Source organism: Plantibacter elymi (nom. nud.), assembly GCF_900177795.1.
In the GTDB taxonomy this organism is placed as follows: Bacteria; Actinomycetota; Actinomycetes; order Actinomycetales; family Microbacteriaceae; genus Plantibacter; species Plantibacter elymi.
On sequence record NZ_FXWJ01000004.1, the window covers coordinates 263,589 to 285,422 of the forward strand.

Genomic DNA, 21,834 nt, shown 5'->3' on the forward strand with positions numbered 1-21,834 from the left:
TCAGCGGGCGGTCGTCGGTCCGGCTTCGAGGACGCGCTCGTACTCGGCACGGGCTTCGAGGTTCGCCTCGCGCACCTTGCGTCCGCGGGCTGCGATCCAGCCACCCAGCCAGACGGGGATCTCGCGGGCGACGACGAAGGCGAGGACCGGCCCGAAGGTGAAGGCGACACCGGTGACCTCGGCGAGGATCTCGTCGACGCTGAGCGTCCAAGCGCGCTCCTGGACCAGGAACCCGCCGACCCACGCGAGGAAGACGACCAGGCCGATGATGAAGCCGCCGAGCACCCAGTGCACCCAGCCGGAACGGTTCACGATGGTCGCGGTCACGACCCAGGCAAGGAAGAAGCCTGCGGCGGCCATGAGGAACGGCCAGCTGGTGGCGATCTGGATGAGGTTCTCGACGAACGTGCCGTCGCCTTCCAGGACCAGCTGGAGGCCCGCGACGGCTACCGCGTAGAGGCCGGCGAAGATGATGGTGCCGAGGAGACCGATGAGGATGCCGAAGCCGCGGTTGCCGCGGACCTCCGGCTCGGACGGCGCCTGGACGTACAGCGGGAAGGCCTGCTGCTGCTCGGTCTCAGCGGCGGTGGCGGTCTCGGTCGCGCCGGAGCGGGCGACCGGCTCGTAGGCCGCGGCGGGGTACGGGTGGGCGCCGGTGTCGGCCTGCCGGGCGGTCGCCGTCGACGGCGGGGTACCGGCGGTGTCGTCGTCGTCGAAGTCGATGTTCGAGTACGCGCGCTGCGGCGTGTGCGGCTGGTAGGGACGTGTCTCGCGCACCCCGGCGTCCGAGGCCGTCTCGTCGCGGTCTGCGACCCGACGGTCGTCGACGACCGGGTCCGCCCCGACGCCGTCCGCCGTGGAGATGGTGTCCTGCTGCACGGTGTCCTCGGAGAGGATGTCCCGCTCAGCCACGGGCCGCTCGGCAACGGGCCGCTCGGACGCGGTCGTGGGACGCACGGAGCCAGACGCGGTCTGGGCAGCCGCCGGAGTGCTCGGGTCGGTCGGCGATCCGGGCTCGGGGTTCTGGGTGCTCATCGCGTACTCCTTCGGCGGAAGCCAGTTCAGGAGCGCCCTCACGGCACTCCGCTCGCCACGGTAGCAAGCCGGGGCACGGATGCCCGGCAACCTCGCCGGGACTCGCGCACTCCCGTCGACCCGATTCAGGTCTGATTCATATCCGGAGGAAACGGACTCCTCAGCTCCGCGCGCTTGAGTGGGAGTTCTAACAGACATCTGTCGGATCACTGCCGATCCCGCGACGCCGATCCCCCACGGCGCATCCCCCGGAAAGGCCCCATGCCCGAGCAACTCCCCCACGCCCGTCACGCCGACGCCCGTTCCCCGTTCAGGCGGCTCTCCTCCCGCTACCGCGCCCTCCCCCTGCGCGGGCGACGCGTGGTCGCCGGTACCGCTGCCGGAGCCGCCCTGCTCCTCGCCACCGCGGTCATCACCCCGATCGCGCTGCAACAGTCCGACACGACCGGCTCCGCTCCGGCCGTGCAAGCGGTGGAGGAGACGAGGTCCACGGTCCCGGCCTCGACGGTCAACGCCACGGCGGTCACCGCGATCTCCGCCACGACCGGATCCGTCGTCGGTGGCAGCACCCTCACCGTGAGCGGTGTCGACGTCGACGGCGTGACCCGCGTCGTGTTCGGTGAGCAGGAAGCCCGGATCCTGTCGGCGACGAGCACCGAGGTGACCGTCGCCGTGCCGGCAGCCTCCGGCTTCTCCCCCGCCGACGTCGGCATCGCCGTCTACGCGGACGAACTCCGGGTCGACGGCGACGCGTTGAGCTACAGCTACGACATCACGAGCCCCGTCGACGCGCAGATGGCCTACGTGTTCACGCACTGGGACGACTACAACCTGGCTGAATACGGCTCGCTGGTCGACACCGACTGCGCGAACTTCGCCAGCCAGAGTCTGCTGGAACGCGGGTGGACGATGGACGAGGACTGGTGGGCCGAAGGGACCGGCGACGACTTCGACTTCTCGAAGGCCTGGGTCAGCTCGACGTTCTTCATGAACTACGTCGAGGAGCATCCAGAGCTCGCCACCGCCCTGGACGACACCCAGCGCGACCAGGTCAAGGTCGGCGACATCGTGCAGTTCGACTGGGACAACAGCGGCGACCGCGACCACACGGGCATCGTCTCCAAGGTCGAGACCACGGACGCCGGCACCCAGGTGTACTACGCGGGGCACACCGACGACACCGACTACCGCACCGTCGACGAGGCGATCACCGTCATCCACCCCGGCGCCTCCGTGTACTACTGGAGCATCGCCTAGCCGCCACCCTCCGACCCGTTCTCAGGAGTCCGGCGGCGTTTCCGGCCCGTGGTTGCGCGGCGCGCCGTGCATTTCCTGAGAACGGTCACCCGGCCGTCAGGCGGGGAAGAGCGTCGAGACGATCGCCTGCGTCCAGCCGCTGATGGTCGTGTTCGACCAGCTCGTGGCGATCCAGGTACCGTCGCGCACGAAGTGACGTTCGCCGTACGTACCGGCGTCCTCCGAGACCTCGGTGAAGCACATCGTTCCGCCGGTCTCCTCGGAGCAGGTGAAGCCTGCCTCGTTCATCCGCGCGATCACCGACGCCTGGGTCGCGGCGTCGATGGAGAGGACGTTGGTGGTGATGCCGACGTCGCCGCCCCCGCTCGCCTTCACCAGGGCACAGTTCAGACGGTCGGTGTTCGAGGAGATCACGGCCACCAGTGCGCTGTCGTTCGAACCGAAGAAGTCGGTGGCGAGTTCCGGCAGTGACCATTCCGGATTGAGCGCCAGGAAGCCGTCCGCGGTCAGTGACTCGATGTAGCCGGCGGGGAAGAGCTGCGTGCATTCGGTCGGACGCACCGGTGCAGCAGGGGTCTCGGCGGCGTCCGTCGTGGTCGGAGCAGGAGTGGAGCCCGCGGTCGCTGTCGCGCTCGGCGTGCGGGTCGAGTCGGCGGCGGGGGTGCCGCCCGGGCCGACGACCAGGAGCCCGATGACGACGATGAGCGCGATCGCCAGCACGCCGGCGAGCACGCTCAAGCCGATCACGACGGGATTGCGCTTCCCCTTGGGTGCCGGAGCACCGGAGCGGACGTCTGGCTGCACCGGCGTCGCGTCCGGCTCCAGCGGCTGGAACTGGCCGGTGGGCTGCTCGGGCTGATCACTCATCGGACCAGCATGTCGTGCGGAGACCCGCCACACAACTCACCGGTGCTCGAACGACGGAGGGCCCGTCCCGATCGAGAAACGATCGGGACGGGCCCTCCGGGTGAGTCGTTCAGCCCTAGTTGTAGTTACCGGGGGTGAAGTCGTCGGAGCTGAAGCTGTCGAAGTCGACGAAGCTCAGGTCGGACTCGTTGAACGCGCCGTCCTCACCGAAGATGCGGTTCGGGTAACGCTCCGCCTTCGCCTCCTCGGTGGCCTCGACCGTCACGTTGCGGTAGCGCGCCAGGCCGGTACCGGCCGGGATGAGCTTACCGATGATGACGTTCTCCTTGAGGCCGACCAGCGGGTCGCTCTTGCCTTCCATGGCGGCCTGCGTGAGGACACGCGTGGTCTCCTGGAAGGAAGCGGCCGACAGCCACGACTCGGTCGCGAGGGACGCCTTGGTGATACCCATGACCTCCTGGCGAGCCGATGCGGTGCGACGACCCTCCGACACGGCCGAGCGGTTGAGCTCGGCGTAGCGCAGGCGGTCGACGAGCTCACCAGGCAGCAGGTCGGTGTCGCCGTGGTCGACGACGGTCACCTTCCGCAGCATCTGGCGCACGATGACCTCGATGTGCTTGTCGTGGATCGGGACACCCTGCGAGCGGTACACGCCCTGGACGCCACCGACGAGGTGCTTCTGGACCTCGCGGACGCCCTGCACGCGCAGGACCTCCTTCGGGTCGACCGCACCGACGTGGATCTTCTGACCGAGCTCGACGTGCTGTCCGTCCTCGACGAGGAGGACCGCACGCTTCAGCACCGGGTAGACGACCGGCTCGTCGCCGTTGTCGGGCGTCAGGATGACCTTACGAGCCTTGTCGTTCTCGTCGATCGTGATGCGACCGGCGGCCTCGGCGATCGGGGTCGCACCCTTGGGGGTACGAGCCTCGAACAGCTCCTGCACGCGGGGCAGACCCTGCGTGATGTCGTCCGCCGATGCCGAACCACCCGTGTGGAAGGTACGCATCGTCAGCTGGGTACCGGGCTCACCGATCGACTGGGCCGCGATGATGCCGACGGCCTCGCCGATGTCGACGAGCTTGCCCGTGGCGAGCGAGCGGCCGTAGCAGGCTGCACACACACCGACGGTCGACTCGCAGGTCAGGACCGAGCGCACCTTGATGTTCTCGACACCCGCGGAGACGAGCTTGTCGATGAGCACGTCACCGACGTCCTCGCCGGCCTCGGCGACGACCTCACCCTTCGGGCCCACCGCAGCAGCGGCCAGCGAACGGGCGAACACGGAGTTCTCCACGTTCGGGTCGCGCACGAGCTCACCCGAGCTGTCGACGTTCGCGATCGCGAGCTCGAGACCCTTGGTCGTGCCGCAGTCGTCTTCGCGGATGATGACATCCTGCGAGACGTCGACGAGACGACGCGTGAGGTATCCCGAGTCGGCGGTACGGAGCGCCGTGTCGGCCAGACCCTTACGAGCACCGTGGGTCGCGATGAAGTACTCCGCGACCGACAGGCCCTCACGGTAGGAGGAGATGATCGGGCGAGGGATGATCTCACCCTTCGGGTTGTTCACCAGGCCTCGCATACCCGCGATGTTGCGGATCTGCAGCCAGTTACCACGAGCACCCGACGACACCATGCGGTTGATGGTGTTGTCCGCCGGGAAGTTCGCGCGCATGGCCTCGGCGACCTTCTCGGTGGCCTCCGTCCAGATCTTGATGAGCTCCTGACGACGCTCGGCATCCGTGGTCAGACCCTTGTCGAACTGGCTCTGGACCTTGGCCGCCTGCTTCTCGTAGCCCTGCACGATCTCGCGCTTGTTCGGCGGGGTCAGGACGTCGCTGAGCGCAACGGTCACACCGGAACGCGTCGCCCAGTGGAAACCGGCGTCCTTGATGTTGTCGAGCGTGGCGGCGACGACCGTCTTCGGGTACCGCTCCGCGAGGTCGTTGACGATCGAGGACAGCTTGCCCTTGTCCGCCACGTCTTCCACGTAGGGGTAGTCCGCCGGGAGCGCCTCGTTGAAGAGTGCGCGACCGAGGGTCGTCTCGACGAGTGCGACACCCGAGCCCTCGTAGCCCTCGGGACCCGTGCCTTCGGCGAACGTCACGTCGGTCAGACGGATGCGCACCTTGGCGTTGAGGTCGAGCGAGCCCTGGTCCTTCGCGAGGATGGCCTCGGCGACGGACGAGAAGGCACGGCCCTCACCCTCGACACCCTCCTTGAGGGTGGTCAGGTGGTGGAGACCGATGATCATGTCCTGCGTGGGCAGGGTGACCGGGCGGCCGTCGGACGGCTTCAGGATGTTGTTCGACGCGAGCATCAGGATGCGCGCCTCGGCCTGGGCCTCGACGGAGAGCGGGAGGTGGACAGCCATCTGGTCGCCGTCGAAGTCCGCGTTGAACGCGGCGCAGACGAGCGGGTGCAGCTGAATGGCCTTGCCCTCGACGAGCTGAGGCTCGAACGCCTGGATGCCGAGACGGTGCAGCGTTGGCGCACGGTTCAGCAGCACGGGACGCTCGCGGATGATCTCCTCCAGCACGTCCCAGACCTCGGGACGGCTGCGCTCGACCATGCGCTTCGCGGCCTTGATGTTCTGAGCGTGGCTCAGGTCGATCAGGCGCTTGATGACGAACGGCTTGAAGAGCTCCAGCGCCATCTGCTTGGGCAGACCACACTGGTGCAGCTTCAGCTGCGGGCCGACGATGATGACCGAACGGCCCGAGTAGTCGACGCGCTTCCCGAGCAGGTTCTGGCGGAATCGACCCTGCTTGCCCTTCAGCATGTCGCTGAGGGACTTCAGGGCACGGTTGCCGGTACCGGTGACGGGGCGACCACGACGACCGTTGTCGAACAGTGCGTCGACGGCCTCCTGCAGCATCCGCTTCTCGTTGTTGACGATGATCTCGGGAGCCCCGAGGTCGAGCAGACGACGCAGACGGTTGTTGCGGTTGATCACACGACGGTAGAGGTCGTTGAGGTCGGAGGTCGCGAAGCGGCCACCGTCGAGCTGCACCATCGGGCGGAGCTCCGGCGGGATGACCGGGACCACGTCGAGCACCATCGCGGCCGGCGAGTTGCCGGTGATGAGGAACGAGTTGACCACGCGCAGACGCTTGATGGCGCGGATCTTCTTCTGACCCTTGCCCTCCGCGATCTGGTGGTGGAGCAGCTCGGACTCGGCCGCGAGGTCGAAGGACAGCAGGCGCTTCTTGACCGCCTCGGCACCCATGTAGGCCTCGAAGTACAGGCCGAAGCGGTCCTGCAGCTCGTGGAACACGGAGTCCTCGGGCTTGAGGTCGCCGACCTTGAGGTTGCGGAAGTCCTCCCAGACGCGCTCGAGGTGAGCGATCTGCTCGTCGTAGGACTTGCGGGTCTGGCTCATCTCCTTCTCAGCGGCGTCCTTGGTGCGACGCTTCTGCTCGCTCTTGGCGCCTTCCTCCTCGAGGGCGACGAGGTCGTCCTCGAGCTTCTTCAGGCGGTCTGCGATGCGCGAGTCGCGCTGGTCGCCGAGCGTCTTGATCTCGAGACGGAGCTCGTTCTCAAGGCCGGGCATGTCCTGGTGACGTGCGTCCTCGTCCACATCGATGACCATGTAGGCCGCGAAGTAGATGACCTTCTCGAGGTCCTTGGGCGCCATGTCCAGCAGGTAGCCGAGGCGCGAGGGGACACCCTTGAAGTACCAGATGTGCGTGACCGGGGCGGCGAGTTCGATGTGGCCCATGCGCTCACGGCGCACCGACGACTTCGTGACCTCGACACCGCAGCGCTCGCACACGATGCCCTTGAAGCGGACCCGCTTGTACTTGCCGCAGGCGCACTCCCAGTCGCGGGAAGGACCGAAGATCTGCTCACCGAACAGACCGTCCTTCTCGGGCTTGAGGGTGCGGTAGTTGATGGTCTCGGGCTTCTTGACCTCTCCGTGCGACCAGGCACGGATGTCGTCTGCGGTGGCCAGACCAATGCGAAGCTCGTCAAAAGTTGTGACGTCGAGCAATGTATCTCCTATGAAAGGTTTCGTCAGTCTCTACAGTGGTCAGGCTTAGATCTCGTCGATGGACGACGACTCGAACCTGGAGGAAATGTTGATCCCGAGCTCCTCGGCGGCGCGGAACGCGTCGTCGTCGGTGTCGCGCAGGCTCACCGCGGTGCCGTCGGCCGAGAGGACCTCGACGTTCAAGCACAGCGACTGCATTTCCTTGATGAGCACCTTGAAGCTCTCGGGGATACCCGGCTCCTGGATGTTCTCGCCCTTGACGATGGCCTCGTACACCTTGACGCGGCCGAGGATGTCGTCGGACTTGATGGTCAGGAGCTCCTGGAGCGCGTATGCGGCTCCATAGGCCTCGAGGGCCCAGACCTCCATCTCACCGAAGCGCTGTCCACCGAACTGAGCCTTACCACCGAGCGGCTGCTGCGTGATCATCGAGTACGGACCCGTCGAACGCGCGTGGATCTTGTCGTCCACGAGGTGGTGCAGCTTGAGGATGTACATGTAGCCGACCGAGACCGGTGCCGGGAACGGCTCGCCGGAGCGGCCGTCGAACAGACGGGCCTTTCCGGAGGAACCGATGAGACGGTCGCCGTCGCGGGTGACGTTGGTCGAGTCGAGCAGACCGGCGATCTCCTCCTCGGAAGCGCCGTCGAACACCGGGGTCGCGACCTTGGTGTTCGGCTCGGCCGAGTGCGCGGCAGCCGGGAGCTTCTTGGCCCAGCTGGGCTTGCCCTCGACGTTCCAGCCCTGCTTCGCGATCCACCCCAGGTGGATCTCGAGGACCTGACCGAAGTTCATTCGACCGGGGATACCGAGCGGGTTGAGGATGACGTCGACCGGCGTGCCGTCCTCGAGGAACGGCATGTCCTCGACGGGCAGGATCTTCGCGATGACACCCTTGTTGCCGTGACGGCCGGCGAGCTTGTCGCCCTCGGTGATCTTGCGCTTCTGGGCGATGTAGACGACCACACGCTGGTTGACGCCCGAGCCGAGCTCGTCGTCGCCGTCCTGTGCGTCGAACACCTTGACGGCGATGATCGTGCCGGCTTCACCGTGGGGAACCTTCAGCGAGGTGTCGCGGACTTCGCGGCTCTTCTCGTTGAAGATGGCGCGGAGCAGGCGCTCCTCGGCGGAGAGCTCGGTCTCACCCTTCGGCGTGACCTTGCCGACGAGGATGTCGCCGGGGCGGACCTCGGCACCGATGCGGATGATGCCGCGCTCGTCGAGGTCCTTGAGCAGCTCCGGGCTGACGTTCGGGAGATCACGGGTGATCTCCTCCTTGCCGAGCTTGGTGTCGCGGGCGTCGACCTCGTACTCCTCGATGTGGATCGAGGAGAGGACGTCGTCCTTCACCAGGTTCTGGCTGAGGATGATCGCGTCCTCGAAGTTGTGACCCTCCCACGTCATGAAGGCGACGAGGAGGTTCTTGCCGAGCGCGAGCTCGCCGTTCTCCGTGGCGGGACCGTCGGCGATGACCTCGCCGGCCTCGATGCGTGCACCTTCGGAGACGATGACGCGGTTGTTGTAGCTCGTGCCCTGGTTGGAGCGGTCGAACTTGCGCAGGTAGTAGGTCTGCGTGCCACCCTCGTCGAGCTGGATGGTGACGGACTCGGCCGACACCTCCTGGACGACGCCGGCCTTGTCGGCGGTGACGACGTCACCCGCGTCGATGGCTGCGTAGCCCTCCATACCGGTGCCGACGAGCGGCGAGTCCGACATGAGGAGCGGGACGGCCTGACGCTGCATGTTGGCACCCATGAGTGCGCGGTTCGCGTCGTCGTGCTCGAGGAACGGGATGAGGGAGGTCGCGACCGACACCATCTGGCGCGGGGAGACGTCCATGTAGCCGATCTCCTCGGACGGGATGAGGTCGACCTCGCCGCCCTTCTTCCGGGCGAGGACGCGGTCCTCCTGGAAGTGGCCGTCGCTCTTCAGCGGAGCGTTGGCCTGCGCGACGATGTAGTTGTCCTCTTCCATCGCGGTCAGGTAGTCGATGTCCTCGGTGACCCGGCCGTCGACGACGCGACGGTACGGGGTCTCGATGAAACCGAACGAGTTGATGCGCGCGAACGATGCGAGCGAACCGATGAGGCCGATGTTCGGGCCTTCCGGGGTCTCGATCGGGCACATGCGGCCGTAGTGCGACGGGTGGACGTCTCGCACCTCGACGCCTGCACGCTCACGCGACAGACCACCGGGGCCGAGCGCCGAGAGGCGACGCTTGTGGGTCAGACCCGCGAGCGGGTTGTTCTGGTCCATGAACTGCGACAGCTGCGAGGTCCCGAAGAACTCCTTGATCGCGGCGACGACGGGGCGCACGTTGATCAGGGTCTGCGGCGTGATGGCCTCGATGTCCTGCGTGGTCATGCGCTCGCGGACGACGCGCTCCATGCGGGACAGACCGGTGCGGACCTGGTTCTGGATGAGCTCGCCGACGGCGCGGATGCGACGGTTGCCGAAGTTGTCGATGTCGTCAGTGTCGAGACGGAGGTCGACGGGCTTGCCGTTGCGGACACCCGGGAGGGTGGCCGTGCCGCGGTGCAGGGCGACGAGGTACTTGATCGTGGCGACGATGTCGTCGGTCGTCAGGACGGAGTCGCTGAGCGGCTTGTCGAGACCGAGCTTGTTGTTGATCTTGTACCGGCCGACCTTCGCGAGGTCGTAGCGCTTCGAGTTGAAGTAGAAGTTGTCGAGGAGCGCACGCGCGGCCTCGGCAGCGACCTGCTCGCCCGGACGGAGCTTGCGGTAGATGTCGCGGAGCGCGTCCTCCTTGGTGAGGATCGTGTCCTTCTCGAGGGTGAGCTCGATGGACTCGTAGCCCTTGAACTCCTCGAGGATCTCCTCGCTCGTCATGCCGAGCGCCTTGAGGAACACGGTGACGGACTGCTTGCGCTTGCGGTCGATGCGGACGCCGACCTGGTCGCGCTTGTCGATCTCGAACTCGAGCCAGGCACCGCGGCTCGGGATGACGCGAGCGGAGAAGATGTCCTTGTCGGAGGTCTTCTCCTGAGCCGACTCGAAGTACACGCCCGGGCTGCGGACGAGCTGGGAGACGACGACACGCTCGGTGCCGTTGATGATGAAGGTACCGCGCTCGGTCATGAGCGGGAAGTCACCCATGAAGACCGTCTGCGTCTTGATCTCACCGGTGAGGTGGTTCATGAACTCGGCCTCGACGTAGAGCGGGGCCGCGTACGTCTTGCCGCGTTCCTTGCACTCGTCGATGGAGTACTTCTCGGGCTCGAGGTACGGGTTGGCGAAGGAGAGCTGCATCGTCTCGCCGAGGTCCTCGATGGGCGAGATCTCCTCGAAGATCTCGTCGAGGCCGCTCTTCGTGGGCAGGTCCTGTCGGCCGGCCTGGGTGGCTTCTTCGACGCGTGCCTTCCACACGTCGTTGCCGACCAGCCAGTCGAAGCTCTCGGTCTGCAGAGCCAGGAGGTCTGGAACCGTGAGCGTGTCGGTGATCTTCGCGAACGAGAGGCGGGATGCTCCGCGGCCGTTCTTGGGTGAGTTGGTGGTTGCGTTGCGCGCAGCAGCCAAGGGGATAACCTCCGGAGGCCTGTTGGGGGCCGAGTTACTGGTCGTCAGTGGAGTTACTCACCAGAAAGAGAACATGTGGCGGGTTGGACCCGCACACCAGCCGACCGCAATATGAAGGCATAGAGATTCTGGGAGCGCAAAGAACAACTATATGCCGGAATCTTCGGCGTGTCTACTCTTTCCTTGACGAGTTTTCGACTTTCCGGTATAACCGCCGCGTCGCCCCCGGTGTCCCCGTCACCCCGTGCTGAACCGCAGGCGCTGACCGGGCCGGAGTTGCGCGAGGAGGTCGCGGTCCGCGGCACGCACGACCGCGATGACCGGATACCCGCCGGTGACGGGGTGGTCGGCCGCCAGGATCGTCGGCCGACCGCTCGGCGGCACCTGGACCGCCCCGGCGACCATGCCCTCACTCGGCAGTTCGCGACCGGGGTCGAGTCGCTCGAGCGGCGTCCCGTCGAGGCGCATCCCGATGCGATCGGTGTCGGCCGTCACACCCCACGACTGTTCGACGAGACGCTGCAGGGAGGCGGCGTCGAACCAGTCCCGGCGGGGTCCGGGCGAGACCCGTACGAGCCGCTCCCCGTCGTCGGGCCGCGTCCACGGGGCGATGTCGAGCGGAGGGATGCGGCGGCGCGGGGTGGGGAGGACGACGAGTCGATCGCCGCCGACGACCGGTGCCGGGCCGAGGCCGGACAGGGTGTCGGTCGACCGCGAGCCGAGGAGCTGCGGTCCGTCGAACCCGCCGCGGACGGCGAGGACGTACCGGAGTCCGTGGGTCGCCGCGCCGAGTTCGAGCCGGGAACCGGCCGCCACGCGGACGGCGCGGTGTCCGTCGACCGGTCGGCCGTCGACGGTGATCGCACCCCACGCGCCGGTCACGGCGATCCAGAGGTCGACGTCGGGGACGGCCACGAACGGGCCCAGGACGACCTCGAGCGCCGCACGGCCCTCCGGGTTGCCGACGAGGCGGTTGGCGAGGCGCAGGGCGCCGCGATCGAGCGCACCGGACGGGCTGACCCCGAGCGCCGCGGCGCCCGGTCGACCCAGGTCCTGCACGGTGGTCGCCGGTCCGGCCACCTCCACGAGCAGGGTCCCGCCCATCATGCGGGGACCTGCACGAAGCGGACCCGACCGCCGGGGACGAGGAGGCCTGGTGGATCCGCTGCATCGTCCCACAGCACGGCGTCCGTCGTCCCGATGATGCGCCACCCGCCCGGGGAGGCTCGCGGGTAGACGCCGCTGAACGTCCCGGCGAGCGCCACCGAACCGGAGGGGACGGTCGTCCGCGGCACGCTCAGACGCGGGATCTCGAGCGGCGGGCCGATCGTCTCGTCCTCCCGCTCCGGCACGAGGTAGGCGAACCCCGGCGCGAAGCCGCTGAAGGCGACGGTCCACAGGCGACCGGTGTGCCAGGCGATGAGACCGTCGGCGTCCATGCCGAGCAGCGCCGCGGTCTCAGCGAGGTCCTGGCCGTCGTAGCGGACCTGGATGACGGTGTCCGACCGTCTCCCCGCCTCGTCGACAGCGCCGGTCGAGCCTCCCACGCCGGGTGCGAGCGCCCGTTCCGCGGTCGCGAGCAGCCAGGCCCCCACCGCGGCGAGCGCCGGGCCCCGTGCGTCCGTCACGGCGAGCACGGTCCGGGCGGCCGGGACGAGGTCGACCAACCCCGCCGGGCGTGAGGCGGCGAGCGCCCGGTGCACGAGCAGGACGTCCTCGAGCAATGCGAGTTCGAGGAGTACGGCCTCCTCCCCCATCGCTCGGAGCACGGGTCCGGTCGAGGTGTCCGCGGTCACCACGGCGCGACCAGTTCGACGCCGGCGTCCAGCAGGGCGGCCCTGACCGCCGTGGCGAGCGACACGGCCCCCGGGGTGTCGCCGTGCACGCAGAGCGAGACCGCGTCGAGTTCGAAGTCTGGACCGTCGACGCTGGTGATGCGTCGGTCGAGGACGAGGGAGACGGCCCGGCGGGCGGCGGCCGTCTCATCGGTCAGCAGCGCCCCGGGCGCGTCGCGCGGGACGAGCGAACCGTCGGAGCGGTAGCCGCGGTCGACGAAGGCCTCAGCGACGAAGCGGAGTCCGGCGGCGAGGGTCTCCTGTTCGATCACGGAGCCGGGTATCCCGAGCACGGGAAGTGGTCGCCCGAGCTCCTCGGAGGCCGCGACCACCGCGCGCACGACGGCCCGCGCCTGCACCCGGTCGTGCGCGATCCGGTTGTAGAGGGCACCGTGCGGCTTCACGTAGGCGAGCCCCACGCCGGTCCCGTCGGCCTCGCGGACCTCGTCGACCGCACGCTGCAGGGCGCGGAGCTGCTCCAGGACCTCGGCCTCGAGCACCTCGGCCGGTACGTCCTGGTCGCGTCGCCCGAACCCCGCCTCATCCCGGTAGGACGGGTGGGCGCCGAGCGACACCCCGTGGGCCGTCGAGCGGCGGACGGCATCGCACATGGACGCGTCGTCCCCGGCGTGGAAGCCGCAAGCGATGTTCGCGCTCGTGATCAGGGCGAACATGGCGTCGTCGTCAGCGGTCGGCACACCACGCCAGACCTCGCCGAGGTCGCTGTTGAGGTCCACCTGCGCCACGGCCGCACCCCTTCCGCTCCGCCTCCCGCCACTGCGGGAAAGTCTAGGGTGGGGGTATGGACGAGGCACAGGTACGACTCGGCGTCAGCGGATACCTGGCCAGGATCGAGGCCGACCGCTTCGTGCCGGGCACCTATCAGCTGGTGGTCGACGGCACGCCGCAGTCGCACGTCAACCTCGATCAGCCCGAGGAGCTCTTCTTCGAGTACATCCAGCGGATCGGTCACATCATCGACGAGATCGCGGACCCCGGTCAGCCGATCACGGCGGTCCACCTCGGTGCCGGCGCGCTCACCCTCCCCCGCTACGTGGAGGCGACGAGGCCGGGCTCGCGGCAGCAGGTCGTCGAACTCGAGCGCGAACTCATCGATCTCGTGCGCGAGCACCTCCCCTGGTCGAAGCGCGCCCAGATCCGCGTCCGCTACGGCGACGCCCGCGAGATCGTCGCGAAGCTGCCGCCAGGCCTCCGCGGCACCGTCGACCTCGTCGTCGTCGACATCTTCAGCGGCGCCAACACGCCCGCCCATGTCACGAGCACGGAGTTCTACGCCTCGGCGGTCGAGCTGCTGTCGCCGACCGGCGTCATCGTCGTGAACGTCGCCGACGGCCGCGGACTCGCGTTCGCCCGCGGACAGGCCGCGACGCTCGCCGACTCCGTGTCGCACGTCGCCGCCCTCGCGGAGACGCAGATCCTCAAGGGCCGCCGCTTCGGCAACGTCGTCCTCGTCGGCTCGAACACCGCCCTCCCGCTCGACTTCCTACCGAGGCTCCTCGCGGCCGGACCCCACCCCGCCAAGGCGGTGGCGGGCGCCGAGCTGCGCGCCTTCATCGCGGGGGCTCAGGTCGTGACCGACACGACCGCCGTCCCCTCCCCGAACCCGGCCCAGGGCATCTTCCAGACGAAGGGCTGACCATGGCCACCACGCAGACGCCGCGACGACGGGGCCTGCGTGCGCCCGCCTCGCTCACCACCCTGCTCGCCGCCACCGCCCTGGCGCTCGTGGCGTGCACCGACGGGGAGCCACGATCACCGGGTACGGCCTCCCTCTCGCCCTCCCCCGCGCCGAGCGCGTCCGTGTCGACGCCCACATCCGCGGTTCCCACCGGACCGGTCGCCCCGACCGGTGAGGCCACCACGGTCGTCGGCGGCCTCGACGCGCCCTGGTCGATGGTCCGACTCGCCTCGGGCAGCACGCTGGTGAGCCAGCGCGACGCGGGCGACGTCCTCGAGGTCGTCAGCGGCGGCGCGGTGCGGCAGGTCGGCGTGGTCCCCGGGGTGGCCGCGGGAGGCGAGGGCGGGCTGCTCGGGCTCGCCGTCCTCGCCCCGGAGCAGTCCGGCGACGATCACACCTGGCTCTACGCCTACCTGACGACGTCGTCCGACAACCGCATCGTTCGGTTCCCGCTCACGGGAGCGGCCGGCTCGTACGCGCTCGGCGGCGTCGAGGAGATCCTCGTCGGCATCCCCCGGGCCGGGAACCACAACGGTGGACGCATCGCGTTCGGACCGGACGGCATGCTCTACGCCACCGCGGGTGACGCCGGTGACCGCAGCCTGGCTCAGGACGTGGACAGCCTCGGCGGGAAGATCCTGCGGCTCACACCCGACGGCGCGGTACCGGGCGACAACCCCTTCCCGGGATCGCCCGTCTACTCCCTCGGCCATCGCAACCCGCAGGGCATCGCGTGGGATCGCGACGGCGGCCTGTGGGCGAGCGAGTTCGGGCAGAACACCTGGGACGAGCTCAACCGGATCACCCCCGGTGGCAACTACGGCTGGCCGGTCGCCGAGGGCGTCGCCGGAGCCCAGGGCATGATCGACCCGGTCGCGCAGTGGGCCACGGAGGACGCGAGCCCGAGCGGTCTCGCGATCATCGACGACACGATCTTCATGGCCTCGCTCCGCGGCGAGCGCCTGTACGGCATCACCGACGGCGTGCACGTCCCGGCGGGGAGCAGCGCGCTCGTGGGCGTGATCGACGCGGTGCCCTACCTCGTCGGCGAGTTCGGACGGATCCGCGACGTCGTGGCCGGCCCGCCGGGGACCGCCTGGATCCTCACGAACAACACCGACGGCCGCGGTTCGCCCGGGTCCGAGGACGACCGGATCGTCGAACTCCCCCTCGCCCCGCTCGCGGCCCGCTGAGGATTCACCGCCACACCTGTGGGTCATCCCGCGCCTGCGGTCCGGTGTCGGTCGCCGGGAGTACCATCCAGGCATGGCAGAACTCAGTCGGGTCACGGCGTGGGCACAGGCGCTCATCGTGTTGCACCTCGACCCGACGGTCTGGACCTTCGGCTTCGACAACGCCAAGCGACGCGCCGGCCTGTGCAACTTCACGACGAAGCGCATCACCGTCTCGCGCTATCTCGCGGCACGCTACGACGACGACGAGATCCACCAGATCCTCCTCCACGAGGTCGCGCACGCCCTCGCCGGGGCGCGCGCCGGGCACGGACCCAAGTGGCGCAAGGTCGCCGAGGAGATCGGCTACGAGGGCTCGCGGCTCCACGAGGGCCAGACGGCCGACGAACTCGCCCCGTGGGTCGGCACCTGCCCCTCGGGCCATGTCCTCTACCGGCACCGGCGCCCGAGCCGGGCGACCTCCTGCGGCAAGTGCTCGCGCTCCTGGGACGAACGCTTCCTCCTCAGCTGGGTGCACCGGGAGGTCACGCCGGCCATGCGGCGTCGGGCGGCCGCGTTCGACGGGTCCACCCCGCCTGAGCCGGGCATCGGGTCATGACCGGCGGCGCGGTTCCCACCGACAGCTGGATCGCACTCCTGCGCGGGGTCAACGTCGGCGGCGTCACGATCCGCTCCGCCGACCTCGCCGAGGTGTTCCGATCGGCCGGGTTCACGGGAGTCCGCACCGTCCTCGCGAGCGGCAACGTCGTGTTCGACGACCCCGAGCACCAGCCTGGAGACGCCGAGGACCACGCGCGCGGTGCACTGAAGCGGCGCATCGAACGGTCGCTCGCGGAGGCCTTCGGATACGAGGCGTGGATCGTGCTCACGCATCAGCACGCACTCGCCGACGTCATCGAGGCCTACCCCTGGCCGGAGGCCGAGCAGGTCCAGCCGTACGTCATGTTCTCCTCCGAACAGACCTCCCTCGACGCCCTGCTCGCGTTCTCGGCGGCAGCCGGGGAGCAGCCCGACCGCGTCGCATCCGGCGACGGCGTCCTCTACTGGGAGGTCCCGAAAGGGTCGAGCACCGACACCGCCTTCGCGAAGGAGTCCTCGAAGGCCCGGTTCAAGCCGCACGTCACCACACGCAATCTGCGGACGCTGCGCAAGCTCCTCTGAGCAGGCCGTTCCGCGGCGCCGGCGCAAGCCCCCGCGAGGTGCTCCACGATGACGTACGCTGAATTGATCAGCTAGCTGCACAATTCTGGAGGCATGCGTCATGACCGGCACCGATTCACCCACCACCGCGGACCGCGTCCGGCAGATCGCCGTCGCCGTCAGCGCGGTCCTCGCGATCATCGGCTCCTACATCGGGTCAGGAGCCGCCGGGGGTACGCAGGTCCAGAACGCGGCGAACGGCGCGTTGAGCGCCTCGTCGACGCCGATCGCACCGGATGGGCCCGCGTTCTCCATCTGGAGCGTCATCTACCTCGGGCTCGTCGCCTACGCGGTCTGGCAGTTCATGCCCTCGCAGACGACCCGTGAACGCCACCGTCGTCTCGGCTACTGGGTCGTGGCGAGCCTCCTGCTGAACGCGGCGTGGATCCTCGTGGTGCAGGCGGGATTCCTGATCCTCAGCGTGTTCGTGATCATCGCCCTCCTGGGTGTCCTGGCCCGCATCTTCGTGATCGTGCTCCGGACCAGGCCGTCCGGCGTGGTCGACACGATCATCACCGACGGCACGATGGGCCTCTACCTCGGGTGGGTGTGCGTCGCGACAGCGGCGAACATCACCGCTGCGCTCGTCGGATCCGGGATCGGGAGCGCGGACGGCCCGGCCGCCGGTGTCTGGGCGATCATCGTCCTCGCGGTCGCCGGAGCGGTCGGGATCCTGCTCGCGGTCGTCGGCCGCGGACGGATCGCCCCCATGCTGTCGCTCTGCTGGGGGCTCGCGTGGGTGGCCGTGGGCCGATTCACTGGCGAACTACTCTCGACCGAAGCCGGGGTCACGGCGCTGATCGTCGCGGTCGTGGTGGCCGTCGGCACCGTGGTCGTCCGCGTCTCGCGGGGACGCGACCGAGCAGCGCTCGTGAGCGCCTGACGCTCCGCACGCTCGACGGCCGCGGCGCTACTCGCCCGTTCGGCCGTCGAGCTGTTCGCGGAGGACGTCGATGTGCCCGAGATGCCGGGCCGTCTCCTCGATCATGTGGAGCTCGATCCACCGCAGCGTGAACCGCTGGTCGTTGCCGAGGCAGACATCGTCGAGCTGATACCGCGATGCCACCTCGCGGGACTCCGCGCAGGCCGCCTCGTAGTCGGCGATGATCTCGGCCAGGCTGTCGTCGGCCGTGACGCGCCATTCGCCGTCGGGGTCGTCGTCGGTCCACCGTGCCGGGACATCCGACTGCCCGTCCATGTCCTCGCGGAACCAGCTGCGCTCGACATCGGCGAGGTGTCGGATGACGCCCGAGACGGTCGTGATGCTCCGCAACAGTCGCTTGGCCGCGAGCTCGTCGGTGAGTCCGCGTGCCTTCCAGACGATGCTGGCGCGCTGCAGATCGAGGAAACCCTCGATCGTCTCGCGCTCCCCACCGCGCTCAGGCGGCTGCGGGCGGTCGCCCCAGTCGGCCATCAGTCGACGACCTCGACCTCGTTCCCGAAGGCGACGTAGCCGGAGAAGTCCTTGCCGACCCGGTCGAACGCGGTCGGATACGGGGTCGGGTACGACCAGGCCACATCGGGCTTGACCTCGCCGCCGTCGGTGACGCCCCAGTACTGGGCATCGCCCTTCCACGGGCAGTGGTACTGGGTGTCGGTCTCGACGAAGCGCTCGCGGTCGAGGCTCGACGGCGGGAAGTACCAGTTGCCCTCGATCTTGATGAGCTCCGATTCGGGGGCTTCGGCGAGGACGGTGGTTCCGAGGAGTGCGCGCATGCGCCGAGACTACGCCCGGAACACGGCTCCGTCCAGGACCGGGACGACGCTTGACACGTCGACCTCGCGTGCCGCCTGCACGTGCCGCGTGGCACCCGCCTGCGCGAGCTGCTGGGCGGTGGCGGACGCGGACAGCAGGTGCCCGACGCCGTTCCGCAGGCCCTCGTACGCGGCAGCAGCGGCGGCCGCTTCCGGTGAGGTGAAGTCGATGCCGCGGAGCCCCAGCGCCTCGATCACGGCACCGGCACCGAAGAGGTCCTCGACGGCGAACCGGGTCTCGGCCGTGTCGTCGAGTTCACCGACCGCGATGACGACGATGCTCGTGCGCCGACCGAGCTCGGCCTGCTTCGCGATGATCCAGTCCGCGACCGCCGACCGGTTGCGCAGGCACCCGGCGACGACCGTCGCACCCGCGTCGGCGAGCAGGGTCGCGATCTGAGCCGTCTCCCCGCGGTCGTCCAGTTCGGCGACGGCGACGGCCTCCCCACCGCTCACGCGCTGCTCGACGGACGTCGTCGCGTGGAGCACGTCCACGACGACCGCGACGTCCGCCGTCTCGACCCGCCCGGCTCCTGCGACGCCCCAGTCGAACCTGACCTGGTACTTGGTCTGGGCGAACGGCGGGTGGACGGGCGGCGGTGTGGCGGCTGCGGTACTCACCCGTTCATCGTATCCACGCGCACCCACCCACCCCACGAGTGTTGCGCCCGAAGACCTCCGTGGGGGTGGTCGCCAGCGCGGTGCGCTGGCGCGAGCGCGGGTCATCGGACGTGAGCGCGGGCCTCCGGAGGGGCGCGCTCACGCGCCAGACCCGCGGTGACGTCAGCGCACCGCGCTGGCGCACGGGCAAGGGGTCAGCGGGAGGCGGTGGGGAAACGACGGTCGTCGGGGTGGGGCGGGCGCATCTCGTTGCGGATGAGCTCGAAGTCGTGACGACTCAGCTCGAGGAACCCCCGGCGGAGCTGGACACCCCAGTTCCTGGTGAAGCTCGTGAAGTCGAGGAGCGCGAGCATCGGACGGATGGGCGCCTCGACCGCGTCCGGGTACCAGTCGACACTCCGCCGCCAGGGTCGCCAATCGGCACCGTCCGGTCGCGGCACGGCCGCCTGGTAGACGGTGTCGTCGGAGACCCGCCCGATCGCGGTGAACGCCTTGAGCGGCTCGCCGTCCGGAGTGCTGACCCGCGGCGAGTAGTATACGAAGCCGTCGGACTCCCGCATCTGGTCGAGACCGCCACGCTGCCCGTGGTTGATCTGCACGAAGCCCTGCCGGACGCCGAGGACGACGTGATCCCGCTGGATCACGCCCAGCCAGTACCGGATCGCCATAGGCACAGTCTTCCCTACCGGCGCACCCCCTGCAGCCGCCGAGCCGCACATGCGACACTGAGGCATGCGCGTGATGCTGAAACTCGTCCTGGACTGTGATGTCGACGTCGCCTGGCGGGCACTCCGCTCCCCGGCCGTCCTGCGGGAGCTCTACAGCCCCGTCATGGGACTCGAGGCGCTCGACGCCGACGGGTTCCCGACCATCTGGGAGCCGGGAGCGCACCGCGTCCGCGTGAAGGCCGCCGGCGCGATCCCGGTCGGCGACCAGATCATCGACCTCGAGTTCATCGAGCGCCGCGACGGCACCCGCATCCTCCACGACCAGGGCGACCCGGTCAGCGGGCCGCTCAGCAAGCTCGCCGGGTGGGACCACCAGATGGCGGTCTCCCGCGACAAGCACGACCCGACGAAGACCCTGTACCGGGACCGACTCGTGATCACCGGCGCGATCGCCCCGCTCTACTGGTACCCGCTGTGGGCGACGTGGCAGTGGCGCGGTGCCCGCATCAAGGCGCTCGCGCCGAGCTGGGCCTACGACCCGCCGCTCCCCGGCGATGAGGAGGACGACGAGGTCGGCGCGACGGTCGAAGGCGCCATCTGACGCCTCGCCGTCCGGAGGTCCGGCCGGCCGCGCGTCAGCGCTGAGCCGCCTCGCCCCAGTGCGTCGACTCGCCCGCGGGCGCGACCGTGCGTGGGACACCGGTGGCCGACGACCGCAGCACCTCCGGCAGGAACCGGTCCGGCATGTTCTGGAACGCGACCGGCCGCAGGAAACGGGTGATCGCGGCCGTCCCCACCGAGGTGCTCGAGTCGTTCGTCGTCGCCGGCCACGGCCCGCCGTGCTGCATGGCGGGCGTGACCGCGACGCCGGTGGGCCAACCGCCGAACAGCACCCGGCCGGCGTGCGCCGAAAGCTGCTGGACGAGCTCCACGAGGTCGTCGCTCGTCTCGTCGGCACCGGCGTGCAGGGTGGCCGTCAGGTTGCCCTCGCAGAGCTCCGGCACGAGCGGTGCGAACGCCGTACCGGCCGGGACCTCGACGAGGATCGACAACGGACCGAAGGCCTCGTCGAGCAGGGCGTCCCGACCGGCCCGCAGCGCGTCGAGTGAGACCGCGACGATCGTGGGGGTCGCCCAGCCGTCGCCGTCCTCGTCGACCCGCAACGAACCCTCGGCGATGACCCGCACGCCGTCGGTGCCGAGGATCGTGTCGCGCCTCGCCTGGTACCCGGCCGTGATGCGGTCGTTCAGGAGTCGGTGCTCGGGGACCGCGGCAGCAGCCTCGCGGATCGACTCGTCGAGCCCCGCGCCGTCCGGCAGGTAGACGAAGCCGGGCTTCGTGCACAGCTGACCTGCCGAGCCCGCGACACTCGTGACGAATCCCGTCGCGATGGCCGTTGCGGACTCGTCGAGGGCGGTCTGCGTCACGAACACGGGGTTGACGCTGCCGAGCTCGCCGAAGAACGGGATCGGGACGGGGCGTGCCGCCGCGAGGTCCGCGAGGATCCGGCCGGCCCGGAGGGAGCCCGTGAAGGAACCGGCCCGGACGCGCTCGTCCTGCAGGGCGACGACGCCGGCCTCCTGGCCGATGATCGTCTGGAAGACGCCGTCAGGAGCCCCGGACGCCCGCAGCGCGGCCTCGACGACGGCCGCCGTTGCGAGCGAGAGCCGCGGGTGCCCGTCGTGCACCTTGAGGATCACCGGGCATCCGGCCGCGAGGATCGACGCGGTGTCACCACCGGCGACGGAGAAGGCGAACGGGAAGTTGCTTGCCGCGAAGTTCACGACCGGGCCGAGCGGCACGAGGACGCGGCGGAGTTCCGGGCGCGCGCCGAGCGCGAATTCCGGGTCGGCCTCGTCGATCCGGACGTCGAGGTAGGAGCCGTCGACGATCGTCTCCGCGAAGAGCCGCAGCTGCACGGCGGTGCGGAGGAGTTCGCCGCGGAGCCGGGCCTCGGCGAGACCCGTCTCCGCCATGCCGACCGGGACGAGCTCGTCCGCGTGGGCCTGCAGGGCGTCGGCGACGGCGACGAGCGCTCGCGCACGAGCGTCCGCCGGCGTCGCGGCCCACGCGGGTGCCGCCGCGGCGGCTCCCCGGAGGATCTCCTCGAGCTGCACGGAGCTCGTCTCGGCGATGGTGGCGTCGGGGGCTGGCGTGGTCGTCATGTGAT

General features: G+C 69.3%; 19 protein-coding genes. 7 read left to right on the forward strand and 12 right to left on the reverse strand.

From position 1 onward, the window contains the following. The gene (locus CCK91_RS13805; protein WP_133060002.1) at positions 1-1,035 is read right to left on the reverse strand and encodes a hypothetical protein; all 1,035 of its coding nucleotides are present in this window, start codon (positions 1,033-1,035) and stop codon (positions 1-3) included. 261 nt (positions 1,036-1,296) lie between these two features. On the opposite strand from CCK91_RS13805, the gene CCK91_RS13815 reads away from it, so the two are divergent. Next, positions 1,297-2,292, forward strand: a complete 996-nt coding sequence (locus tag CCK91_RS13815; RefSeq protein WP_086474486.1) for an amidase domain-containing protein — start codon at positions 1,297-1,299, stop codon at positions 2,290-2,292. 96 nt (positions 2,293-2,388) lie between these two features. On the opposite strand, the gene CCK91_RS13820 is transcribed toward CCK91_RS13815, so the two are convergent. From CCK91_RS13820 to CCK91_RS13845, 6 genes are all read right to left on the reverse strand, one after another. Continuing rightward, positions 2,389-3,159, reverse strand: coding sequence for a hypothetical protein (locus tag CCK91_RS13820; RefSeq protein WP_086474487.1), 771 nt, complete (start codon positions 3,157-3,159; stop codon positions 2,389-2,391). A gap of 115 nt (positions 3,160-3,274) precedes the next feature. Then, complete coding sequence (locus CCK91_RS13825) at positions 3,275-7,156, reverse strand: DNA-directed RNA polymerase subunit beta' (protein ID WP_064296730.1); 3,882 nt, start codon at positions 7,154-7,156, stop codon at positions 3,275-3,277. 45 nt (positions 7,157-7,201) lie between these two features. Beyond that, a complete protein-coding gene (rpoB, locus tag CCK91_RS13830) occupies positions 7,202-10,693 on the reverse strand; it encodes a DNA-directed RNA polymerase subunit beta (protein WP_079705237.1) in 3,492 nt (1,163 codons plus the stop codon). Positions 10,694-10,930: 237 nt separating this feature from the next. Beyond that, entirely contained in the window at positions 10,931-11,800 is an 870-nt protein-coding gene (locus CCK91_RS13835; RefSeq protein WP_086474488.1) for a biotin-dependent carboxyltransferase family protein, read from the reverse strand. Beyond that, complete coding sequence (locus CCK91_RS13840; RefSeq protein WP_242664542.1) at positions 11,797-12,489, reverse strand: 5-oxoprolinase subunit B family protein; 693 nt, start codon at positions 12,487-12,489, stop codon at positions 11,797-11,799. Before CCK91_RS13840 ends, CCK91_RS13835 begins: the two co-directional genes overlap by 4 nt. Further along, positions 12,486-13,274, reverse strand: a complete 789-nt coding sequence (locus tag CCK91_RS13845; RefSeq protein WP_086474489.1) for a LamB/YcsF family protein — start codon at positions 13,272-13,274, stop codon at positions 12,486-12,488. The genes CCK91_RS13840 and CCK91_RS13845 overlap by 4 nt, the downstream gene beginning before the upstream one ends. Positions 13,275-13,330: 56 nt before the next feature. On the opposite strand from CCK91_RS13845, the gene CCK91_RS13850 reads away from it, so the two are divergent. The 5 genes from CCK91_RS13850 (at position 13,331) to CCK91_RS13870 (ending at position 17,503) form a co-directional block, all read left to right on the forward strand. After that, positions 13,331-14,185 (forward strand): spermidine synthase, encoded by an 855-nt coding sequence (locus CCK91_RS13850; protein WP_071259566.1) that lies wholly within the window; start codon positions 13,331-13,333, stop codon positions 14,183-14,185. Between the two features lie 2 nt (positions 14,186-14,187). Next, positions 14,188-15,420 carry a PQQ-dependent sugar dehydrogenase gene (locus CCK91_RS13855; RefSeq protein ID WP_086474490.1) on the forward strand — a complete coding sequence of 411 codons (1,233 nt, stop codon included), beginning with the start codon at positions 14,188-14,190 and terminating at the stop codon, positions 15,418-15,420. A gap of 73 nt (positions 15,421-15,493) precedes the next feature. Beyond that, the gene (locus tag CCK91_RS13860) at positions 15,494-16,018 is read left to right on the forward strand and encodes a SprT-like domain-containing protein (RefSeq protein ID WP_064296385.1); all 525 of its coding nucleotides are present in this window, start codon (positions 15,494-15,496) and stop codon (positions 16,016-16,018) included. Beyond that, positions 16,015-16,581 carry a DUF1697 domain-containing protein gene (locus CCK91_RS13865; protein ID WP_086474491.1) on the forward strand — a complete coding sequence of 189 codons (567 nt, stop codon included), beginning with the start codon at positions 16,015-16,017 and terminating at the stop codon, positions 16,579-16,581. The genes CCK91_RS13860 and CCK91_RS13865 overlap by 4 nt, the downstream gene beginning before the upstream one ends. 100 nt (positions 16,582-16,681) lie before the next feature. Then, complete coding sequence (locus CCK91_RS13870; RefSeq protein WP_086474492.1) at positions 16,682-17,503, forward strand: TspO/MBR family protein; 822 nt, start codon at positions 16,682-16,684, stop codon at positions 17,501-17,503. 27 nt (positions 17,504-17,530) lie between these two features. On the opposite strand, the gene CCK91_RS13875 is transcribed toward CCK91_RS13870, so the two are convergent. From CCK91_RS13875 to CCK91_RS13890, 4 genes are all read right to left on the reverse strand, one after another. Further along, positions 17,531-18,034: a DinB family protein gene (locus tag CCK91_RS13875; RefSeq protein ID WP_086474493.1), complete on the reverse strand. Its 504-nt coding sequence runs from the start codon at positions 18,032-18,034 to the stop codon at positions 17,531-17,533. After that, a complete protein-coding gene (locus CCK91_RS13880; RefSeq protein ID WP_086474494.1) occupies positions 18,034-18,336 on the reverse strand; it encodes a DUF427 domain-containing protein in 303 nt (100 codons plus the stop codon). Before CCK91_RS13880 ends, CCK91_RS13875 begins: the two co-directional genes overlap by 1 nt. Before the next feature lie 9 nt (positions 18,337-18,345). Next, positions 18,346-18,996, reverse strand: coding sequence for a 2-phosphosulfolactate phosphatase (locus CCK91_RS13885; protein ID WP_242664543.1), 651 nt, complete (start codon positions 18,994-18,996; stop codon positions 18,346-18,348). A 194-nt stretch (positions 18,997-19,190) separates the two neighbouring features. Further along, the gene (locus CCK91_RS13890) at positions 19,191-19,664 is read right to left on the reverse strand and encodes an EVE domain-containing protein (protein WP_085510217.1); all 474 of its coding nucleotides are present in this window, start codon (positions 19,662-19,664) and stop codon (positions 19,191-19,193) included. Between the two features lie 73 nt (positions 19,665-19,737). On the opposite strand from CCK91_RS13890, the gene CCK91_RS13895 reads away from it, so the two are divergent. After that, complete coding sequence (locus CCK91_RS13895; protein ID WP_242664544.1) at positions 19,738-20,265, forward strand: hypothetical protein; 528 nt, start codon at positions 19,738-19,740, stop codon at positions 20,263-20,265. A 34-nt stretch (positions 20,266-20,299) separates the two neighbouring features. Here CCK91_RS13895 and CCK91_RS13900 read toward each other — a convergent pair whose 3' ends face one another. Further along, positions 20,300-21,829: an aldehyde dehydrogenase (NADP(+)) gene (locus tag CCK91_RS13900; RefSeq protein ID WP_086474497.1), complete on the reverse strand. Its 1,530-nt coding sequence runs from the start codon at positions 21,827-21,829 to the stop codon at positions 20,300-20,302. Between the last annotated feature and the right edge of the window lie 5 nt (positions 21,830-21,834).